The sequence below is a fragment of the Mesorhizobium sp. USDA 4132 genome, assembly GCF_056279545.1.
The window spans coordinates 2,910,612-2,929,241 of the sequence record NZ_JBWCCP010000001.1; the positions used below are offsets into that span (position 1 = coordinate 2,910,612).

General features: G+C 60.7%; 21 protein-coding genes. 13 read left to right on the forward strand and 8 right to left on the reverse strand.

From position 1 onward, the window contains the following. Nucleotides 1-210: 210 nt before the first annotated feature. The gene (locus tag ACZ9IU_RS14835; RefSeq protein ID WP_051899770.1) at nucleotides 211-990 is read left to right on the forward strand and encodes a glycosyltransferase family 25 protein; all 780 of its coding nucleotides are present in this window, start codon (nucleotides 211-213) and stop codon (nucleotides 988-990) included. A 27-nt stretch (nucleotides 991-1,017) separates the two neighbouring features. Here ACZ9IU_RS14835 and ACZ9IU_RS14840 read toward each other — a convergent pair whose 3' ends face one another. Beyond that, the gene (locus tag ACZ9IU_RS14840; protein WP_038544156.1) at nucleotides 1,018-1,485 is read right to left on the reverse strand and encodes an Lrp/AsnC family transcriptional regulator; all 468 of its coding nucleotides are present in this window, start codon (nucleotides 1,483-1,485) and stop codon (nucleotides 1,018-1,020) included. 235 nt (nucleotides 1,486-1,720) lie between these two features. Between ACZ9IU_RS14840 and trxB the strand changes: the two genes are divergently transcribed. The 4 genes from trxB to ACZ9IU_RS14860 all read left to right on the forward strand — a co-directional run bounded on the left by trxB (nucleotide 1,721) and on the right by ACZ9IU_RS14860 (nucleotide 5,682). Then, nucleotides 1,721-2,695: a thioredoxin-disulfide reductase gene (gene trxB / locus ACZ9IU_RS14845; RefSeq protein ID WP_038544158.1), complete on the forward strand. Its 975-nt coding sequence runs from the start codon at nucleotides 1,721-1,723 to the stop codon at nucleotides 2,693-2,695. 15 nt (nucleotides 2,696-2,710) lie between these two features. Beyond that, on the forward strand, nucleotides 2,711-3,607 hold the full coding sequence (locus tag ACZ9IU_RS14850) for a LysR family transcriptional regulator VtlR (RefSeq protein ID WP_038549439.1): 897 nt from the start codon (nucleotides 2,711-2,713) through the stop codon (nucleotides 3,605-3,607). Nucleotides 3,608-4,224: 617 nt separating this feature from the next. Continuing rightward, complete coding sequence (locus tag ACZ9IU_RS14855; protein ID WP_038544160.1) at nucleotides 4,225-4,521, forward strand: ArsR/SmtB family transcription factor; 297 nt, start codon at nucleotides 4,225-4,227, stop codon at nucleotides 4,519-4,521. A gap of 39 nt (nucleotides 4,522-4,560) precedes the next feature. Further along, entirely contained in the window at nucleotides 4,561-5,682 is a 1,122-nt protein-coding gene (locus ACZ9IU_RS14860; protein WP_038544162.1) for an alkene reductase, read from the forward strand. Between the two features lie 54 nt (nucleotides 5,683-5,736). Here the strand turns inward: ACZ9IU_RS14860 and ACZ9IU_RS14865 are convergent, their stop codons facing one another. Next, nucleotides 5,737-6,756, reverse strand: coding sequence for an SDR family oxidoreductase (locus ACZ9IU_RS14865; protein ID WP_038544164.1), 1,020 nt, complete (start codon nucleotides 6,754-6,756; stop codon nucleotides 5,737-5,739). Nucleotides 6,757-6,855: 99 nt separating this feature from the next. On the opposite strand from ACZ9IU_RS14865, the gene ACZ9IU_RS14870 reads away from it, so the two are divergent. Beyond that, a complete protein-coding gene (locus ACZ9IU_RS14870; protein ID WP_038544165.1) occupies nucleotides 6,856-7,764 on the forward strand; it encodes a LysR family transcriptional regulator in 909 nt (302 codons plus the stop codon). 5 nt (nucleotides 7,765-7,769) lie between these two features. Here the strand turns inward: ACZ9IU_RS14870 and ACZ9IU_RS14875 are convergent, their stop codons facing one another. Then, on the reverse strand, nucleotides 7,770-8,033 hold the full coding sequence (locus ACZ9IU_RS14875) for a DUF2188 domain-containing protein (RefSeq protein ID WP_038544166.1): 264 nt from the start codon (nucleotides 8,031-8,033) through the stop codon (nucleotides 7,770-7,772). Nucleotides 8,034-8,265: 232 nt separating this feature from the next. On the opposite strand from ACZ9IU_RS14875, the gene ACZ9IU_RS14880 reads away from it, so the two are divergent. The 4 genes from ACZ9IU_RS14880 (at nucleotide 8,266) to ACZ9IU_RS14895 (ending at nucleotide 12,632) form a co-directional block, all read left to right on the forward strand. Further along, nucleotides 8,266-9,372: a calcium:cation antiporter gene (locus tag ACZ9IU_RS14880; RefSeq protein WP_038544169.1), complete on the forward strand. Its 1,107-nt coding sequence runs from the start codon at nucleotides 8,266-8,268 to the stop codon at nucleotides 9,370-9,372. A 169-nt stretch (nucleotides 9,373-9,541) separates the two neighbouring features. After that, nucleotides 9,542-10,660, forward strand: coding sequence for a 5-methyltetrahydropteroyltriglutamate--homocysteine S-methyltransferase (locus ACZ9IU_RS14885; RefSeq protein ID WP_038544171.1), 1,119 nt, complete (start codon nucleotides 9,542-9,544; stop codon nucleotides 10,658-10,660). 105 nt (nucleotides 10,661-10,765) lie between these two features. Beyond that, nucleotides 10,766-11,200, forward strand: coding sequence for a DUF3597 domain-containing protein (locus ACZ9IU_RS14890; RefSeq protein ID WP_038544173.1), 435 nt, complete (start codon nucleotides 10,766-10,768; stop codon nucleotides 11,198-11,200). A gap of 205 nt (nucleotides 11,201-11,405) precedes the next feature. Then, nucleotides 11,406-12,632, forward strand: a complete 1,227-nt coding sequence (locus tag ACZ9IU_RS14895) for a PQQ-dependent sugar dehydrogenase (protein ID WP_038544174.1) — start codon at nucleotides 11,406-11,408, stop codon at nucleotides 12,630-12,632. Nucleotides 12,633-12,671: 39 nt separating this feature from the next. On the opposite strand, the gene ACZ9IU_RS14900 is transcribed toward ACZ9IU_RS14895, so the two are convergent. The 3 genes from ACZ9IU_RS14900 to ACZ9IU_RS14910 form a co-directional block, all read right to left on the reverse strand. Then, entirely contained in the window at nucleotides 12,672-13,058 is a 387-nt protein-coding gene (locus ACZ9IU_RS14900) for a type II toxin-antitoxin system VapC family toxin (protein WP_038544176.1), read from the reverse strand. Nucleotides 13,059-13,060: 2 nt separating this feature from the next. After that, on the reverse strand, nucleotides 13,061-13,339 hold the full coding sequence (locus ACZ9IU_RS14905; RefSeq protein WP_038544178.1) for a type II toxin-antitoxin system Phd/YefM family antitoxin: 279 nt from the start codon (nucleotides 13,337-13,339) through the stop codon (nucleotides 13,061-13,063). 98 nt (nucleotides 13,340-13,437) lie between these two features. Further along, on the reverse strand, nucleotides 13,438-14,640 hold the full coding sequence (locus tag ACZ9IU_RS14910) for a pyridoxal phosphate-dependent aminotransferase (protein ID WP_038544180.1): 1,203 nt from the start codon (nucleotides 14,638-14,640) through the stop codon (nucleotides 13,438-13,440). Nucleotides 14,641-14,857: 217 nt separating this feature from the next. Here ACZ9IU_RS14910 and ACZ9IU_RS14915 point away from each other — a divergent pair, with 217 nt between their 5' ends. Both ACZ9IU_RS14915 and ACZ9IU_RS14920 read left to right on the forward strand, forming a co-directional pair. Next, the gene (locus ACZ9IU_RS14915) at nucleotides 14,858-15,808 is read left to right on the forward strand and encodes an EAL domain-containing protein (RefSeq protein WP_038544182.1); all 951 of its coding nucleotides are present in this window, start codon (nucleotides 14,858-14,860) and stop codon (nucleotides 15,806-15,808) included. A gap of 529 nt (nucleotides 15,809-16,337) precedes the next feature. Then, nucleotides 16,338-16,553: a cold-shock protein gene (locus tag ACZ9IU_RS14920; protein ID WP_003494703.1), complete on the forward strand. Its 216-nt coding sequence runs from the start codon at nucleotides 16,338-16,340 to the stop codon at nucleotides 16,551-16,553. A gap of 56 nt (nucleotides 16,554-16,609) precedes the next feature. Here ACZ9IU_RS14920 and ACZ9IU_RS14925 read toward each other — a convergent pair whose 3' ends face one another. Both ACZ9IU_RS14925 and ACZ9IU_RS14930 read right to left on the reverse strand, forming a co-directional pair. Next, complete coding sequence (locus ACZ9IU_RS14925) at nucleotides 16,610-17,287, reverse strand: MBL fold metallo-hydrolase (protein WP_038544184.1); 678 nt, start codon at nucleotides 17,285-17,287, stop codon at nucleotides 16,610-16,612. A gap of 71 nt (nucleotides 17,288-17,358) precedes the next feature. Further along, nucleotides 17,359-17,565: a hypothetical protein gene (locus ACZ9IU_RS14930; RefSeq protein WP_038544186.1), complete on the reverse strand. Its 207-nt coding sequence runs from the start codon at nucleotides 17,563-17,565 to the stop codon at nucleotides 17,359-17,361. Between the two features lie 169 nt (nucleotides 17,566-17,734). Between ACZ9IU_RS14930 and ACZ9IU_RS14935 the strand changes: the two genes are divergently transcribed. After that, on the forward strand, nucleotides 17,735-18,382 hold the full coding sequence (locus ACZ9IU_RS14935) for a DUF1236 domain-containing protein (protein WP_051899771.1): 648 nt from the start codon (nucleotides 17,735-17,737) through the stop codon (nucleotides 18,380-18,382). Nucleotides 18,383-18,630: the final 248 nt, after the last annotated feature.

The following is an 18,630-nucleotide window of genomic DNA, read 5'->3' on the forward strand; positions in this document are numbered from 1 at the left end:
GCTGCGTATGCGCTGCCGAAGAACTTCAGCCCGCAAGTCGACGATGTTATCAGGCATAAACGCGCCGCTGTTCCAAAAACGAGACGGCCACGATATAGCAACGTCTGAACAGTTTCGACCACATCGTTACATCATCACAAGTCTACCGGCGACGGAAGCGGAAGTGGCGGACCCAAAAGTCGCTGCGCCTCCTTGGCGGAAAAGGGAAAAATGCAATCGCTTGAGACCTATGTCATCAATCTGGATGGCAGCAATGACCGCCTGCAGACCATCAGCGACCGTCTTTCAACCTTCGGCATCGCCTTCGAGCGGATCTCCGCCGTCGACGGCCGCAAGTTCGATCTGGCGACGATCCCGGATTATGACGCGGAACGCGCTGAGAGCTATATGGGCCGCACCCTCGTCGGCGGCGAGATCGGCTGCTACCGCAGCCACCTGAAGGTTGCCGAACATTTCCTGAAATCGGACGCCCGTTATGCGCTGGTGCTGGAAGACGATGCGCTGCCGCTCTGCAACCCGGTCGAACTGCTCGAAGCGGCGCTCCCGGATCTTGAAAAGGTCGATCCCGACTGGCGGCTGATCAATATCGGCAACAACAAGCTGAAGATCGCCACTCCCCTTTCCCGCTACGGCATCGGGGGCCACGACTGCGAACTGGTGGCGGCGCATTACTTCCCGATGACGACGAGTGCAATCGTCTGGTCGCGCGAAGGCGCCCGGCTCTTCATCGAGGAACACAGCAAGATGTTCGCGCCTGTCGACAATTATTTCCGCCACTGGCTGACCCGCACCGGCCACGGTTATTCCTTCTGGCCCTCGCCCGTCACCACGACGGATGCCGCAAGCGAAATCCTGGCGAGCTCCGGCCGGGCCAGGAAAACCAACAAGCGGAAATGGTTCTACGCGTTTGCCAAGCAGCGGCGCTTGATGGAAGACAAGCTGATTGCCTTCATCCACAAGAAGCGGTTTCGGTCAGCCGGGTGCAAGTGACGAAGCGATTCGCCGTGCCGGTGCGCCTCAGATCTCGACCAGCCCCAGATGCTTCACCTGCCGAATGGTCAGCATGGTGCGCACCGTGTCGACATGCTGGTCGGCGGTCAGCACCTCGATGACGAAGTCCTGGAAGACGGTGAGGTTCTGGGCCGCGCAGCGCAGCAGAAAGTCGCTGTCGCCATTGACCATCCAGGCCTCGCGCACCATCGGCCATTGCTGCACCTTCGCGGCGAAGGCCTTCAAGTCCGCGTCCGACTGCCGTTTCAGCCCGACCATGCAGAAGGCAACGAGATCCACGCCCAGTTTCGGTGCGTTGAGAAGCGCGTGATAGCCTTCGATGATACCCGCTTCCTCGAGCTTGCGCACGCGGCGCAGGCAGGGCGGCGCGGAAATGCCGACGCGCTCGGCGAGCTCGACATTGGTCATACGCCCGTCGCGTTGCAATTCCCGCAGGATTTTTATGTCGATGGCATCAAGATCGGCGCGAAGCACAGAAGTCCCCTTCGTTCTGCAGTGCTTTTATCGCAAGACGAATTTTACGCAAGAATATGTCTCGAGGCGCCTGGCATTCGTGTTCCATGCCAACTGATCTGTTGTTAGTGCAAGGCTGCCCTTGCATTGCTGCATGGATCGATCTTACATGGCGCTTCTACAGCGGCAGACCGGACATCGACCACCTATATGAGGGGCAAAGAAACGTCGACCGGTCTTTGAAAGGAAATAATCCATGTCCTCCCGTCATACCGAGGTCCTGATCATCGGCTCCGGCCCGGCTGGCTATACGGCCGCCATCTATGCAGCGCGCGCCATGCTGAAACCGGTTCTGATCGCCGGCATGGAACAGGGCGGCCAGCTGATGATCACCACGGATGTCGAAAACTATCCCGGTTTCGGCGATCCGATCCAGGGCCCCTGGCTGATGGAGCAGATGCTAAAGCAGGCGACCCATGTGGGCGCCGAGATCGTCAACGACCTCGTCACCGAAGTCGAGCTCAACCATCGCCCATTCACGGTGCGCACCGATTCCGGCCAGGTCTGGACCGCCGAGACGATCATCATCTCGACCGGCGCCAAGGCAAAATGGCTCGGCATCGAAACCGAACAGCAGTTCCAGGGTTTCGGCGTCTCCGCCTGCGCCACCTGCGACGGCTTCTTCTATCGCAACAAGGACGTGATCGTGGTCGGCGGCGGCAATTCTGCCGTCGAGGAAGCGCTCTACCTGTCGAATATCGCCAAGTCGGTGACGGTGGTGCATCGCCGCGACAGTTTCCGTTCGGAAAAGATTCTGACCGAACGCCTGTCCCAGCGCGTCAATGTCAATGTGCTGTGGAACACCGAAATTGCCGAAATCACCGGCAAGCCGGCCAAGGCGCCGATGCCGCCCTCCGTCGAGGGCGTCAAGCTGCGCAATACCCAGACGGGTGCCGTCACGGACTTCCCGATCCACGGCGTCTTTGTGGCGATCGGCCATGCGCCGGCAACCGAACTCTTCAAGGGCAAGCTGAAGATGAAGCCGAACGGCTATCTCTGGACGGCTCCCGATTCGACCGCCACCGATGTGCCCGGCGTATTTGCCGCCGGCGACGTGACGGACGACACTTTCCGCCAGGCGATCACCGCCGCCGGCATGGGCTGCATGGCAGCGCTCGAGGCCGAACGCTACCTCTCCGGCATCCAGCCGGTTGCCATAGCCGCGGAGTGACGTTGAACGATGGGTGTGCCGCTCGACTGGGATAAACTGCGCATTTTCCACGCGGCGGCGGAGGCGGGATCCTTCACCCATGCGGCCGACAAGCTGCATCTTTCCCAGTCGGCGATCAGCCGTCAGGTCAGCGCACTGGAACAGGATGTCGGCGTAAAGCTCTTCCACCGCCATGCGCGCGGCCTGATTCTCACCGAGCAGGGCGAACTGCTCTACCGCACCGCCCACGACGTGCTGCTGAAGCTCGAAACCGTGAAGATGCAGCTCACCGAGACGACGGAAAAGCCGTCCGGCAAGCTGCGCGTGACAACGACCGTCGGTCTCGGCCAAGGCTGGCTCACCGACAAGGTGCAGGAATTCCTGCAGCTCTATCCGGAAATGTCGATCCAGTTGATCCTCGACAACGAGGAAGTGGACGTCAACATGCGCCATGCGGATTGCGCCATCCGGCTTCGCCAGCCGGTGCAGTCCGACCTGATCCAGCGAAAGCTCTTCACCGTGCACATGCACGTCTATGCGGCGCCCTCCTACATCAACCGTTATGGCGAGCCGCAATCGGTCGAGGATCTCGACCACCATCGCATCATCACCTTCGGGGAACCGGCGCCAAACTACCTGCTCGACGTCAACTGGCTGGAATATGCCGGCCGGTCGTCGGACAATACCCGCACCCCGCACCTGCAGATCAACAGTCAGACGTCGATCAAGCGCGCCTGCCTGTTGGGGATAGGAATCGCCTGCCTGCCGGATTATATCGTCGGCCGCGACCCGGGCCTTATTCAGCTGGCGATCAATGCCGACATCCCGTCCTTCGATACCTATTTCTGCTATCCGGATGAAATGAAGAACGCCGCGAAGCTGAAAGTCTTCCGCGACTTCGTGGTCGGCAAGGCTCGCAACTGGAATTTCTGAGGCTCGCGCGTGGGCTGCGTTCGGCGAAAAAATCCCTAAAATCCAGAGAGTTTCACGCTTCTGCGGCCGCCTGATATGTAACCATTGAGCGCGTGAAATAAAAGCATTGCAGCTTGCGCATGGCTGGCCTGCACAAAAGACTATTGTTCACTGCACAAAAAACCACCATATCGCACATAGCTGATGCATATGGCGGCTTTTCCTCCCAGTTCCGCCGCAGCAGCTGTTCCCCTCTGGAGGTTTTTTTTGACCTTCACACTTATAGGGCCCTGGAGCGATCCAGTGGCCCTCTTTTTTTGCCCAAAATCCTGAATTGGCTCATCCCGCTGGTTACTCATAACCATCCTTGCCAAAAACTTCTGTTCAATATCCCATCCGCACCCTTGTCGAGCGAAACTCGGCTCCCCATATTGAGTTGAGCCGGCGCGCTCTGACGACCTCCTGGTTGTCTGTGCTGGCTGTTCCCCTCTGGAGGTTTTGACCTTCACAATTATTGGGCCTCGGAGCGATCCGGCGGCCCATTTTTTTTACAATCCTTCGCTTCTCCGCAAATCGCTTCCTTTAAATCGGCTCAAGACGATCTATATATCGGAAAACTCCGATGTTGGATCCTGACGATGGACAAGACGGAAATTCTGAAAGCGCTGGCGCATCCGACCCGGGTCGAATTCCTGGAATGGATGAAGGAGCCGGAACGTCATTTTTGCGATCAGGCGCATCCGCTCGAAATGGGCATCTGCGCCAGCCAGTTCGAAAAACGCTGCGGCCTCTCCCAATCCACGGTCTCGGCGCATCTTTCGACGCTCGAAAAGGCCGGTCTGGTCAAAATCGACCGTGTCGGCCAATGGGCATTCTACCACCGCGACGAGAACACCATCGCGGCCTTCCTCGACGATCTCAGATCGACCCTCTGATCCCTCCGCCCTTCCTCCCAACCGCATAAGGAATTTCCGATGACAAGCATTTTTGATCCGACCAGGTTCGGCGATATCGAACTCGCCAATCGCGTCGTCATGGCTCCCCTGACGCGCAACCGTTCGCCGAAAGCGATCCCCAACAACCTCAACGTCACCTATTACGAACAGCGCGCCAGCGCGGGTCTGATCGTCACCGAAGGCACTCCGGTCAGCCAGCAGGGCCAGGGTTATGCGGACGTGCCGGGCCTTTATCTGCCGCAGGCGATCGAAGGCTGGAAGAAGGTGACCGATGCCGTCCACCGCAGGGGCGGCAAGATCGTCACCCAGATCTGGCATGTCGGCCGTGTCTCGCACACCTCCCTGCAGCCCAACGGCGGCGCACCAGTTGCACCTTCGGCCATTCCCGCCGGCGGCAAGACCTACATCATCAATCCGGATGGCAACGGCGCCTTTGTCGATACCTCCGCTCCCCGCGCGCTGGAACATGCGGAAATCGCCGGCATCGTCGCTGATTTCGCCAAGGGCGCCCGCGCCGCGATCGACGCCGGCTTCGACGGCATCGAAATCCACGGCGCCAACGGCTACCTGATCGACCAGTTCCTGAGGTCGGGCGCCAACCAGCGCACGGACGAATACGGCGGCTCGATCGAGAACCGCGCCCGCTTCCTGCTCGAAGTCGTCGACGCGGTCACCAAGGAAATCGGCGCCGGTCGCGTCGGCATCCGCCTGTCGCCGGTGACACCCGCCAATGGCGTCAGCGACCCCGATCCGCAAGCCGTCTTCAACTATGTCGTCAAGCAGCTCGGTCCTCGCGGCCTCTCCTTCATTCACGTGATCGAAGGGGCGACCGGCGGCGACCGCGCCTTCTTCCAGGGCGACAAGCCCTTCGATTACCAGGAACTCAAGGATATCTACCGCAAGGCCGGCGGCAAGGGCGGCTGGCTGGTCAACAACGGTTATGACGGCGAAAGCGCCTCCAAGGCCGTCGAAAGCGGTTATGCGGACGCGGTCGCCTTCGGCAAGCTCTTCCTCGCCAACCCGGATCTCGTCCAGCGTCTCAAGGATAATGCGCCGCTCAACGAGGCAGACAAGTCCACCTTCTACGGCGGCGGCGCCAAGGGCTATACCGACTACCCGGTGCTCGAAGCGGTCGCGTGATCTGACTGAGAAGGCGCCGCCCAAAAGCGGCGCCTTTCCTTTTGAGAATACCGCTCAGGCTAAAAGCGCCACCGGCTTTGCAGCCTTGGTCGGCTTGGACTCGATACAGCCGAGATCGACAAGCGTCGTCCGAACGGCCTCGTCGATCGGCGTCGAAGGCTCCTCGCCGAGGAAAGCCCGCAGCTTGTCGTTGCCCATCCGCACCGGCGTCTTCCAGAGGTAACGCATCTCACCCAGCTCGCGGAAGATCGGCACGAAGGGCGAGCCGAGCTTCAACAACCACCACGGGAACGCCCTCACCTTAATCGGATGCCCGACGACCCGGCCGATCGCCGCGATCATCTCGCGCCCATCCCGGTCCCAGAAGCCGCGCATCTGGAAACGCGCGAAACGCGGTAGTTCACCCTCCCGGTCGATCAGCCGCAGCATGGTTTCGGCGACATCCGGCAAATAGGCCCATTGATGCCCGATGCCCTGGGCATTCGGCCGGCTGACCGAGGTCACCGGCTTGCCGGGTTTCACCAGGCCTTGGGCGAACCAGCTGTTTGCTGCACCGGGGCCGAAATAATCACCAGCCCGCACGATCAGCACCGGCACACCCTCGCTCGACGCAACCTCCAGCCGGCGTTCCAGCTCGACCCGGATCGCGCCCTTGCGCGTTACCGGGTTCTGCGGGCTCTCCTCGGTGATCTCAGGAAAGGCATCCTGCCCGTAATTATAGACCGTGCCGGGCAGCAGGATGCGGGCGCCGACGGCGCGGGCCGCTGCGATCGTGTTGTCTAGCATCGGCAGGACCAGCTTTTCCCAATCCTTGTAGCCGGGCGGATTGACCGCGTGGACGATCAGCTTGGCATCCTGGGCGGCGCGGCGGACATCGGCGGCATTCATCGCGTCGCCCTGGAGCCAGTGAAAGCGAGGTTCGCGCTTCGCCGCTCCCCCGGCCTTGCGGTTAAGGGCGCGGACGGTCCAGCCACGCGCGGCAAGGCCGCGCGCCATATGGCCGCCGATCCCGCCGGTGGCACCGAGAACCAGTGCGATAGGCTTTACGGGGTTTGAGTTCGATAGTTCCGACATGGCGGCAATCCTTCCAGCTGCATGCGTTTCGTTGGCTGGACTATCGCGCCATTCGCCCCTATACGGAATTGGCAGAATTTCTTTGGCATCCATACAAAAATGAATGACATCAGCTGGGACTTTTACCGCACCTTCCTCGCCGTCCTGCGGCTCGGCTCGCTGTCTGCCGCCGCGCGCGAACTCGGCCTGACCCAGCCGACTGTCGGTCGCCATATCGATGCGCTGGAAGAGGCGGTGGGCTACCAACTCTTCACCCGTTCGCAGCGGGGCCTGCTGCCAACCGAACCGGCGCTGGCGATGAAACCCTATGCGGAAAACCTCGCCATCACGGCCGCTGCCATGCAGCGGCTGGCCTCGGGCGAGATCGGAACCGTCAGGGGAACGGTGAGGATCAGCGCCAGCGAAGTGATCGGCGTTGAGGTTCTCCCGCCAATCCTGGCGGCTCTCCAGGACGAATATCCCGGGCTGGAGCTGGAACTGTCATTGTCGGACGAGCTGGAAGACCTTTTAAGGCGCGAGTCGGATATTGCCGTGCGTATGACCAGCCCGGCCCAGGACGCGCTCGTCACCCGCCATATCGGCGAAATCCCTCTCGGACTTTTTGCTCATCGCCGTTATCTGGACCGACATGGCGTTCCGCAAAGCCCTGAAGACCTGGCCACCCACCGGCTGGTCGGCTTCGATCGCCCCACCGCCTTCGTTCGCGCCGCTGCGGACCGTATCCGCATGACCTCCCCGGCCTTTCCCGATATAGAAAATATCCGCTGGAGCTACCGGGCGGACAACAATCTCGCGCAACTGGCGGCGATCCGCGGCGGTGTCGGCATCGGCATCTGTCAGGTCGGCATCGCCCGGCGTGACCCGGATCTGATCCGGGTGTTGCCCGGCGTCTTCGAACTGCCGCTCGATACCTGGGTCGCCATGCACGAAAACCTGAAATCGTCGCCCCGCTGGCGCGTCACCTTCGACGCGCTGACCAAAGGCTTGCTAGACTATGTCCGCGGCTGACGTTTTCAGTGGGTGGTCGGCGCCTCGTCGCCATCCATGACCTCGGCCTCGGGCCGGTCGCCACCCTCGCTGTATTCGGTGTGCCAGATGCCCTTTTCGTCCTGCCAGCTGATTTCTTCCGGCTCTCCGCCGACCTGCTGTTCGGCCGCTACGATGCGGGCCGCCTGCAAAGCGTCTGAATGGCTAGGAAAGGTTTCCGAATAGACGTCGCCTTGCCGATAGGCCCAGCCGCCATCATGCGGCACGACTTTATAGGTAACCTTGGTCATACTCCCTCCTGTCTTTCATGGCTGCCTTGATCCATTCGGATCCTTGTCCTGTCGCGGCATCGGCGTGAAAAATTGAAAAGGTGCCACGAAGTTCCAAGCCACATCGCAAATCACGTCATAAATTATGGCATCAAAGACCGCCGACCGCAAATCTTCGAGGCGAAAGCGGAACCGTGCTTGATGCCGCAGGTTGCCGCATTAGATTGTCATCGGCCAAGGTCAGGAGCGGAACGTGGGTTTGTTGTCCCTGCTGAAGCAGGAAAGGTTTCTCATCGTCGCGCTGGCGGCTGGTTTCGTCGCTTATTCCATTGAGCATTCCGTGCTCGAGGCCGGCAAAACGGCGTCGTTGATCACCGCAGCCGTCCTGATCGGCATCATCATCCTCGCCTCCACCCGCGTCGCCCACCATGCCGAAATACTCGCCCACAAGGTCGGCGATCCCTATGGCACGATGATCCTGACGCTGTCGGCGGTAGCGGTCGAGGTGCTGATCCTCGCCATCATGATGGGAAACACCAGTTCCCCTACCCTGGTGCGCGACACGATCTATGCGGCCGTCATGCTCGACATCAACGGCATCCTCGGCCTCGCCGCCCTGCTCGGCGGCCTACGCCATGGCGAGCAGCCCTATAACGACGATTCCAGCCGCACCTACAGCGTGATGATCCTGACGGCCATGGGCATTTCCATGATCGTTCCGGAATTCATCCCCGGCGACCGCTGGCACTATTATTCCGCCTTCACGATCTGCGCGATGATCGCACTCTATGCGGTCTTCCTGAAGATGCAGGTCGGGCCGCACAGCTATTTCTTCAGCTACACCTATCCGCGCGCTGCGAAGCCGGCAACCAGCACCCGGACGCCGCGGGCGGAAACCGAGCATGAATCCGCGGCGATCTCCATCGGCGTCATTCTTGTCGGCGTCCTGATCATCGGCTTCCTTGCCGAATTCATGTCCACGCTCATGAATGCCGGGCTGGAGGGCAGCGGCGCGCCGCTGACATTGATGGCTGTCGTGGTTGCGGCGATTTCCGCAGCGCCCGAAATTCTGACCGCACTGCGCGCAGCGCTTCGCAACCGCATGCAGTCGGTCGTCAACATCGCCATGGGCGCGTCGCTGTCGACCGTCATCCTCACCGTGCCTGTCATGGAGAGCATCGCGCTCTACAGTGGCCAGCCGTTCGTCATGGCGATGACGCCGGTCCAGACCGTCATGGTCACCGTCACCCTGATCGCCGCCGCGATCAACCTCAACGACGGGCAGACGAACGCCATCGAGGGCATGACCCACTTCGTTCTCTTTGCGACATTCGTGATGCTGACGGCACTGGGCCTCTAAGCGAAAAAGATTCCGCATCAAAGGCTTGCGCGCGGGAACGGAATCGGGTCGTGAAGAGGTTGAATCAATGTCTGAAATATGGTCGTGTCCGCCGCGGCGAAGGCCGGCTTCACAGCCGGCCGTCCAGCAATGGGCGCGATCACCATGTTGCGCATGAAGGAGATTTCAAATGTCTACACCTCCCTACAGAGCCGATCATGTCGGTTCGCTGCTGCGTCCCGCGTCCGTCAAGGACGCCCGCAAGAAGTTCTATGAAGACAAGAGCATTTCCGCGGACGAGTTGAAGGCCGTCGAAGACGACGGCATCCGGGAACTCGTCAAGCTGCAGGAAAGCGTCGGCCTGAAGGTCGTGACCGACGGCGAAGCCCGTCGCCACTTCTGGCACTACGACTTCCTCGGCCTGCTCGACGGCATGGAATTCGTCACCCGCGAAGCCCACAAGGGCGTCACCTTCCACGGCGTCAAACTGCCGCCGACCTTCCCGACCATCAACGGCAAGCTCGACTTTCCGGACGATCACCCGCATCTGGAACACTTCAAGTTCCTCGCCGCCAACACCAAGGTGACGCCGAAAATCTCCATCCCCGGCCCGAGCGTCGCCCATTACCGCACCGCTCGTGCTGACGTCACCTATCCGGAATACCAGGATCAGGAAGCGCTGTTCGCAGCTCTCGCCCGCACCTATGCCAAGGCCGTGCAGAAGTTCTACGACGCCGGCTGCCGTTATCTGCAGATGGACGACATCTACTTCGCCTATCTCGGCGACGAGAAGCAGCGCGCCATGAAGCGTGAGGAAGGCTACGATCCGGACTGGCTGATCGAGAAATACGCATTGACCATGCATGAGGCGATCAAGGACCGTCCGAAGGACATGCTGATCGGCATGCATATGTGCCGCGGCAACTTCCGCTCCACCTGGGCTGCCGAAGGCGGCTATGATGCGGCGGCCGACGCGATCTTCAACAAGACCGGCGTCGACATGTTCTTCATGGAATACGACACCGAGCGCGCCGGCGGCCTACAGCCGCTGAGCCTTCTCCAGAAGGGTTCGAAGCAGCGCGTCTATCCGGGCTTCATCACCACCAAAACCGGTGAACTGGAAACGCTCGACTCGCTGCGCCGCCACTTCGACGAAGCCTCCAAGTTCGTTGACATCGACCAGCTCGGCATTGCGCCGCAATGCGGTTTCGCCTCGACCGAAGAAGGCAATTCGATCACCGAGGACGACCAGAAGCGCAAGCTGGAACTCGTCGTCCAGACCGCCGAAGCCATCTGGGGCACGGCCTGATCCACTCCTCCGGCCGCAGGTATCGATTTAACTGCGGCCGGCTCTTGAGAATTCGCGTCACCGCCCGACGTTCTCCTGACAAATAAACTCAGGGAGACTTTTAAAATGGGTATATTCGACAAGATCAAGAACGCGATTTGGGGCGGTCATGCCGAAGCGGCGCAGTCCGCCACGCCCGCCGAACCTCTGAAACCCGCCGCTCCGGTTTCCGCATCCGCTGCACCGATGGCCAATCCGACGCCGATCCCATCGGCAGCGCCCGCAGCCCCCTCCTCGTCGGCTCCGGTCGACATCACGCCCATACTCGACGCCGCCGTCAAGAAGAGCGGCCAGAAGCTCGATTGGCGCAAGTCGATCGTCGACCTGATGAAGGCGCTCGATCTCGATTCCAGCCTTACGGCCCGCAAGGAACTGGCCGCCGAGCTGCACTATACCGGCGACACCAACGACTCCGCGACAATGAACGTCTGGCTCCACAAGGCGCTGATGAAAAAACTCGCCGAAAACGGTGGCAAGGTCCCGGCTGAACTCGCCGACTGATCCTCGACCTCCCCCGAACGCATCGAGCCCGCTTTCACCGGCGGGCTTTTGTTCACGGCACGTCAATAAAATAATCTTGAACGAACTGTGTTCGGCGCTTGCCGATGAACGCCCTAGATGAAGGCCATTGCCGATGCTCCTTCGCCGCGTGCGGGGTGTCATTGCAGGCCTCGGCGGTAATCCGCCCATTGAAAGGGAGTCTATAATGAAACGCCTCAGTCTTCTCCTGACCGGTTCGGCCCTCTCGCTTGCCTTGGTCGCCGGCCCCGTTTTTGCTCAAAACGCCGGCCAGCCCGCGGAAACCAAAGCGCCAAACGCTCGCGACCAGAAACCCGCCTTCGCCAACCAGACGCGTGCTCCGCAGCCGGCCCGGATGCCGAAGATCACCCAGGAAGTGATCGCCGACGGCCTGCCGCATCTCTGGGCGATGGAATTCCTGCCCGACGGCCGCATGCTGGTAACCGCCAAGCAGGGTGCCATGCACATCATCTCGGAGGAAGGCGAAGCGGGACCGAAGATCGAAGGTGTGCCGAAAGTGCTTTCCGGCGGCCAGGGCGGCCTGCTCGACGTGGCGCTTGTCCCGGATTTTGCGACCTCGGGCATGATCTTCTTCTCCTTCTCCGAACAGCGCGACGACGGCAACGGCACGTCGGTCGCCTCGGCCAAGCTCGTTCCTGACGATCGCGGCGGCGGCAGGCTGGAAAATCTCAAAGTCATCTTCCGCCAGATGCCGAGCTACGACGGCAACAAGCATTTCGGCTCACGCCTCGTCTTCGGGCCCAAGAACGAGCTCTACGTGACGGTCGGCGAGCGTTCCGATCCGCAACCGCGCGTACAGGCCCAGGATATCGCGAGCGGCCTCGGCAAGATCTTTCGCATCGACATGAACGGCAAGGCGCTGCCCGACAATCCGTTCGTCGACCGCCAGGGCGCCCGGCCGGAAATCTGGTCGCTCGGGCACCGCAACCTGCAGTCCGCCACCCTCGACGGCCAGGGCCGTCTCTGGACAGTAGAACACGGTCCACGCGGCGGCGACGAACTGAACCGCCCGGAAGCCGGCAAGAATTACGGCTGGCCGGAAGTCACCTACGGCATCGACTATAGCGGCAGGCCGATCGGCAAGGGCATCACCGCCATGAAGGAGACGGAACAGCCGGTCTATTTCTGGGACCCGGTGATCGCTCCGTCCGGCATGGCCTATTATGACGGCGACGCTATCCCCGAATGGAAAAATTCCTTCCTGATCGGCGGCCTCGTCGCCCAGGGCATCGTGGTCGTCCACATGGACGGCGACAAGGTGGCCTATGAGGAACGCGTACCGCTCGGCGCCCGTATCCGCGACGTCAAGGTCGGCTCCGACGGCGCCGTTTATGCGGTGACCGAACAGCGCGGCGGCGGGGAATCGACGATCGTGAAGCTGACCAAGAGCTGATGAGCATTCGGCAGGCGGCGCCCTCGGATGCCGCCTCACCTAGAATTTGAATGCCAGACGATGCCCGACAAGCGCCCGGTGGATCGTCACGAGCTGCAGCCCTTCGACCTGGCATTGCGCCAACAGAAGCCGGTCGAAGGGATCGCGCGTATCAGGCTCCGGCTCGGCGGCGGTGATAACATGCGGGATGTCGATGGGCAGGATGGTGAGGCCCGTATCATTCACGGCTCCCGGCATGGCATCCAACTCCATTCCGGGATCCAGCTTTCCCAATCGGGATTTAATTGCGATTTCCCAAAGGCTGGCGACGCTGACGAATCCGGAAAAGCCTTGCGAAATAACCAGACTGCCCGCTTCAGGAAAACGTTGATGGATGTCGTTCCGCAGAACGGCAATGACCATATGTGTGTCGAGCAGACATCGCATCACTAAGGCAGCGGCCTCAGCAGGAAATCTTCCGGCAGCGGATCGTCGAAGTCGTCGGCGATATACGGGAAGGGATTGGTAATACCCCTGGCGCGCAGATAGGCTTGCGCCGCCTCAAGATTGATGCCGCCCTTCTTTTCCGGTTCCACTGCCTCGATATGCGGCACGATATCGAACACCGGCTTGCCGTCCCGCGTCACCGTCACGGTCTCGCCCTGCTCCACATCCTGGGCAAGTTCGTCGAGGCGGTCCTGAGCTTCGCGAAGAGAAACGGTTTTCATAACCGAAATGTATGTCCGGTCGCCCCCGTGGTCAACGGACGCCTGAAAGCGACGAAGCCCGCCGTCGCCGGCGGGCTTCTTAATTGAATGAGGCCAGCTTACTTGCAGTTTGCGCAGAAGCGCTGGATCCGCTTGCAGGCTTCTTCGAGCTGTTCTTCCGAAGCCGCATAGGAAATGCGGAAATTGGGGCCGAGGCCGAAGGCCGAACCGTGGACGACGGCCACGCCTTCGGTTTCCAGAAGCTCGGTGACGAAATCCTCGTCGGTCTCCATGACCTTGCCCGACGGCGAAGTCTTGCCGATCAGACCGGCACAGGACGGGTAGACGTAGAAGGCGCCTTCCGGAGACGGGCAGACGATGCCCTTCGCCTGGTTCAGCATCGATACCACTAGGTCGCGGCGGCCTTCGAAGATCTTCTTGTTCTGCGGGATGAAATCCTGCGGACCGTTGAGCGCCTCGACGGAAGCCCACTGGGCGATCGTGCAGGCGCCTGATGTCTGCTGGCCTTGGATCATATCCATCGCCTTGATCAGTTCGAGCGGGCCGGCCGCATAACCGATACGCCAGCCGGTCATCGCATAGGCCTTGGAAACGCCGTTCATCGTCAGCGTGCGGTTGTAGAGCTTCGGCTCCACTTCCGCCGGCGAGACGAACTTGAAGTCGCCGTAGGTCAGGTGCTCGTACATGTCGTCGGTCAGCACCCAGACATGCTCGTGCTTGAGGAGCACGTCGGTCAACGCCTTGAGTTCGTCATGGCTATAGGCCGCGCCCGACGGGTTGGACGGCGAATTGAACAGGAACCACTTGGTCTTCGGCGTGATCGCCTTTTCAAGATCGGCGGCTGTCACCTTGAAGTTGTTTTCCTGGCTCGCCTTGATGATCACCGAGGTACCACCGCAGATGGCAACCATCTCCGGATAGGAAACCCAGTAGGGTGCGGTGATGATGACTTCATCGCCAGGGTTCAAGGTCGCCATGAAGGCGTTGAAAAGAATCTGCTTTCCGCCAGTGCCGACGATCGTCTGGGCCGGCGTGTAGTCGAGATTGTTTTCGCGCTTGAACTTCTTGGCGATCGCCTCGCGAAGCTGCGGAATGCCGGAGACCGGCGGATATTTGGTCTCGCCGCGATTGATCGCGTCGATGGCGGCTCTCTTGATGTTTTCCGGCGTATCGAAATCCGGCTCGCCGGCGCCAAGCCCGATTACGTCGCGGCCCTTTGCTTTGAGGTCACGGGCTTTCTGGGAAACGGCGATGGTGGCAGAGGGCTTTACGCGGGAAAGTGCGTCGGCAAGAAAGGCCATAATCTTCGTCCTGAAGAGCTGTTGGAACAAGGCGGCATCGCGCGCCGAAAACCGCCCGTACGCTCTATGTCTAAACTATGACGCCGTTTCAAGCACAAAGCTTGAATGAGAACCATGAAAGAAGCTGATTAAAACCTTCGAAACCTTGTTTACAGCCGCGTAACCCTTGGCTGCTACAATCAGAAGGGATGGATAACGGAAATCGACGGGCACGGGCATGACGCCGAGAAGCATCTTCGCCAATCTGGTTCGCAGCGACAACGGGTCGTTTTCCACCGTCTACGGCCCTTTCCTGCTGCAATCCGCGCTGCAGCCGATCCTTCGCTCCGGTCCGGAAACCGGCCTTGAAATCGAAGCTTTCGAGGGTCTGCTGCGCGCCTCCCGCGACAACGAACCGGTGTCGCCGGCCGAGTTCTTTCCGCTCGTGTCCCCGGTCGACATGGCCGATGTCGACAGCATCCTGCGCACCATTCACATCTTGAACACCGGCCGGCTGAACCGGTCCCGCGCCGGGATCTTCGTCAAGTTCCATCCCGGCCTCTTCCGCACGTCCCAGGAAATGCGCCAGGAAGTCGATCGCATCAAGGTCGCCAGCCACGAGGCTGGCCTGGCGCCCGATCGGATCGTCTGCGAGATCTCCGAAAGATCCGGTGCGTCGGATGACATTGTCGTCGCCTTCACCGAGCACATGCAGGCGGTCGGCTTTCGCATCGCCATCGACGACTACGGCGCCCGCGATTCCGATCTCGACCGTCTGAAGCGCATCAAGCCGGACTACGTGAAATTCGAGGCCGCCTGGGTGCGCGACTTCCTCGACAATTCTGCCGGTTACGCGTTGCTGCGCGTCATCGTCCGGCAGATGCTCGACGATGGTATCGACCCCATCTTCGAAGGGCTCGAAGAGCTCTGGCAGGTGGATCTGTGCGAGGAACTCGGCGTGCCGCTGATGCAGGGTTATGCCCTTGCCCGGCCCGAACTGGCACCGACGACATTCAACGAGAACTTTCCGGAAAGTTTTGCCGACTTCGCGCCGCCCCAGGCAGGCGGCAACGACATCACACTCGGCATCGGCCGGGCCGCAGTCGTTGCCCCTCCTCCGGTTCTCGCAAAGCCGGTATTCGCAAGACCTGCCCGCGCCTTCGGCCGCCGGCAATCCAGCGGCGAATGATGCGGCAAACGGCAATTTTCACGCCCTGGACGGCTGCCGCCGTGGCGGCGATCATCGATACCTAAGCAGCCTTCGCGCCGCCTGAAACCTTTGAATGGCGAAATTTTTTCTTTTCGCGCCCTTAGCGCCAAAATGGCACAGAACAGGGTTAAGGAAGCATTGCCGGCGATGGATTTGCGTTCCCGGGGCGCAAAGAAACGCGCAAAGCCCGCATTTTCAGGGGTTCTGGCGATCTGCAATTTCTCATTGTGGCAACAGTTCAAAAAACTTTTTCTTGCCAATTTTCGATAAACACAGCACTCTGTGCAAGTTCGGGCAATTTACGAGCATGGGAAGACCTATAATGACGCGCTCCGAAGGCGCTAAGACTTCGGGCGGTAGACCGGGGGCGGAGATTTCAAAGCAATTCCTTCCGGTCATCGCGGTAAAGACAGGGACCCTTTCTTAAAGCTGCCTGCCGCCGCCCTTCGGGGCTACACTGTGATGCTGTCCGCCGCTGAACACGGACAGAGAGAAAAGGACCTGCTGCATGGCCGAGACTGGCACTGTAAAATTCTTCAATACCGACAAAGGCTTCGGCTTTATCAAGCCTGACAATGGTGGCGCCGATATCTTTGTTCATATCTCTGCCGTACAGGCTTCCGGCCTGTCCGGATTGTCGGAAAACCAGAAAGTAAGCTTCGACACGGAACCGGATCGTCGCGGCAAAGGCCCCAAGGCCGTCAATCTGCAGATCGCCGGCTAAGCCTTCCGAGGCTTGCCATTTCGAGTTGAAGCCCGGCAGAAGATGCCGGGTTTTTTTTAAACCGACGTGTGTTGCGGCTTCGGTCCACCGAGGCCGCGCAGGAATGGATTGGTGCGCCGTTCGTCGCCGATCCTGCTGCCCGGCCCGTGGCCGCAGATGAATCCGACCTCGTCGCCGAGCGGTAGAACCTTGTCGCGGATCGAGGCGAGTAGCGTATCGTGGTCTCCGCCCGGCAGATCCGTGCGCCCGATCGAGCCGTTGAACAACACGTCGCCGAGATGTGCAAAACCCTGGGCCCGGTTGTAGTAGATCACGTGCCCGGGCGCATGTCCGGGGCAATGGAAGATCTCGAACACATGCTCGCCGAACGAAACCTTGTCTCCTTCGTTCAGCCAGCGGTCCGGCACGACGTTGCGCACCGCCATCTTCACCCCGAATTTTTCCGCCTGCGTCTCAAGGCGCTGCAGCAACGGCAGGTCCGCCTCGTGGGGACCGATCACCTGGATGCCGAGCGCTTCGCGCAATTCGTCCGCGCCGCCCGCATGGTCGATATGCCCGTGCGTCAACCAGATCTCCTTGAGGGTGACGCCGTTTTCCTCGATGACCTGAAGGATGGTCGGTACATCGCCGCCCGGATCGACGACCACGCCCTCTTTAGTCTCGTCGTCGAAGAGGATCGTGCAGTTCTGCTGGAATGGCGTAACCGGAATGATACCGGCCTGTAACTTGCCCATGGTGCCTCGGCCTAAACGATGATGCTCGCCGGGGGTATACCGATAAACGCAGGGCATTTCAGCCGAAAAGATCAATTCGAGGCAAGGGTCGTGTAATGCGCGTCAGGGGAAACCGGCGGCGCGAGCGATACGGTGGCGATCAGGAAAGCCGCAACCAAGATCTTCAGCACGAAAACAGTCATCAGCAAGCTCTTGAGCGGATGGGAGGGGCTCGATGTTTCCATGCGGATCGGGGGCAGCGCGGCAAAGGTCTGGGCGGTCATCGTCTGGGTCGTCATGAGGTCTCTCCGGTGTTTATGGCGGGATCAATGGACTGGCGGCATAAAGGTTCCGTGCCTCTTTATAGCTGTGGCACCCCCGCCACAGCTTGCAGAATCCACCCGCATTCGGCGGAACCACCGGGACACGCGGGGTGTTACCCTGCCAGTCAACATGAGGAGAAAATCCATGACGACTTGGTTGAAATGCCCGGAATTGAAGTGGCGGGACCTGACATGGCTGGGCCTCGGCGCGGTCCTTTCGGCGCTCGCCCTGCCCGCCCAGGCGCAGATGACCGCCACGACCGCCTCGGACATCATCGTCCGCTCCGGTCCCGGCCAGAACTATCCCGAAATCGGGATGGCCACCCGCGGCAGCCCGGCGATGATGGACGGTTGCCTCAAGGGTAGCAAATGGTGCCGCATCGACGTCAACGGCATGCGCGGCTGGGTCTACGCGGAATATCTGACAATCCGCCACAACGGCTCGGCGGTTGCTGTCGAGGAATACCGCACCCAGTACGAAGTGCCGTCCGTCACCTATGAGACGACCGCAAGCGTCGCTCCGCCGGCCCCCGTCCCCGGTCCGGGCGATATCCTGCTCGGCCCGGTCGGCGCCGTCGAACCTGTCGACCCGCCGGAAACCGTGATCAGCTATATAGAAGAGCACCCGGCCGAGCCGGTCTATGTCCGCAACGAAGTGGCGATCGGCGCGACGTTGCCGCCCGGCGTCGTGGTCCGGCAAGTGCCCGATTACGACTATGATTATGTCGTGGTCAACGACCGCCCGGTTCTTGTCGATCCCGGCACCCGCCGCATCGTCCACATCTACGAGTGAGCTTTATCGCAAGGGGCGCTGTCTGGCAGCGCCCTTGTCCCATGGCCCGCGGCCACTCGCCTTCCCCAACAAATGCTGTTGATTGTTCAGCCTGTTCGCGCTTTATGACATGCGTCAGGTTACACTGTGAAATCAGCAAATAAGAGCTTCGGCTCCACGGGCATCTGAGCGTGGGGCACAAGAGCCATAAAGGGAAAGGAAACGCGAGTGTCGCGCGCATCGACGGGAAAAGCCGTCAAGAAGGTCCT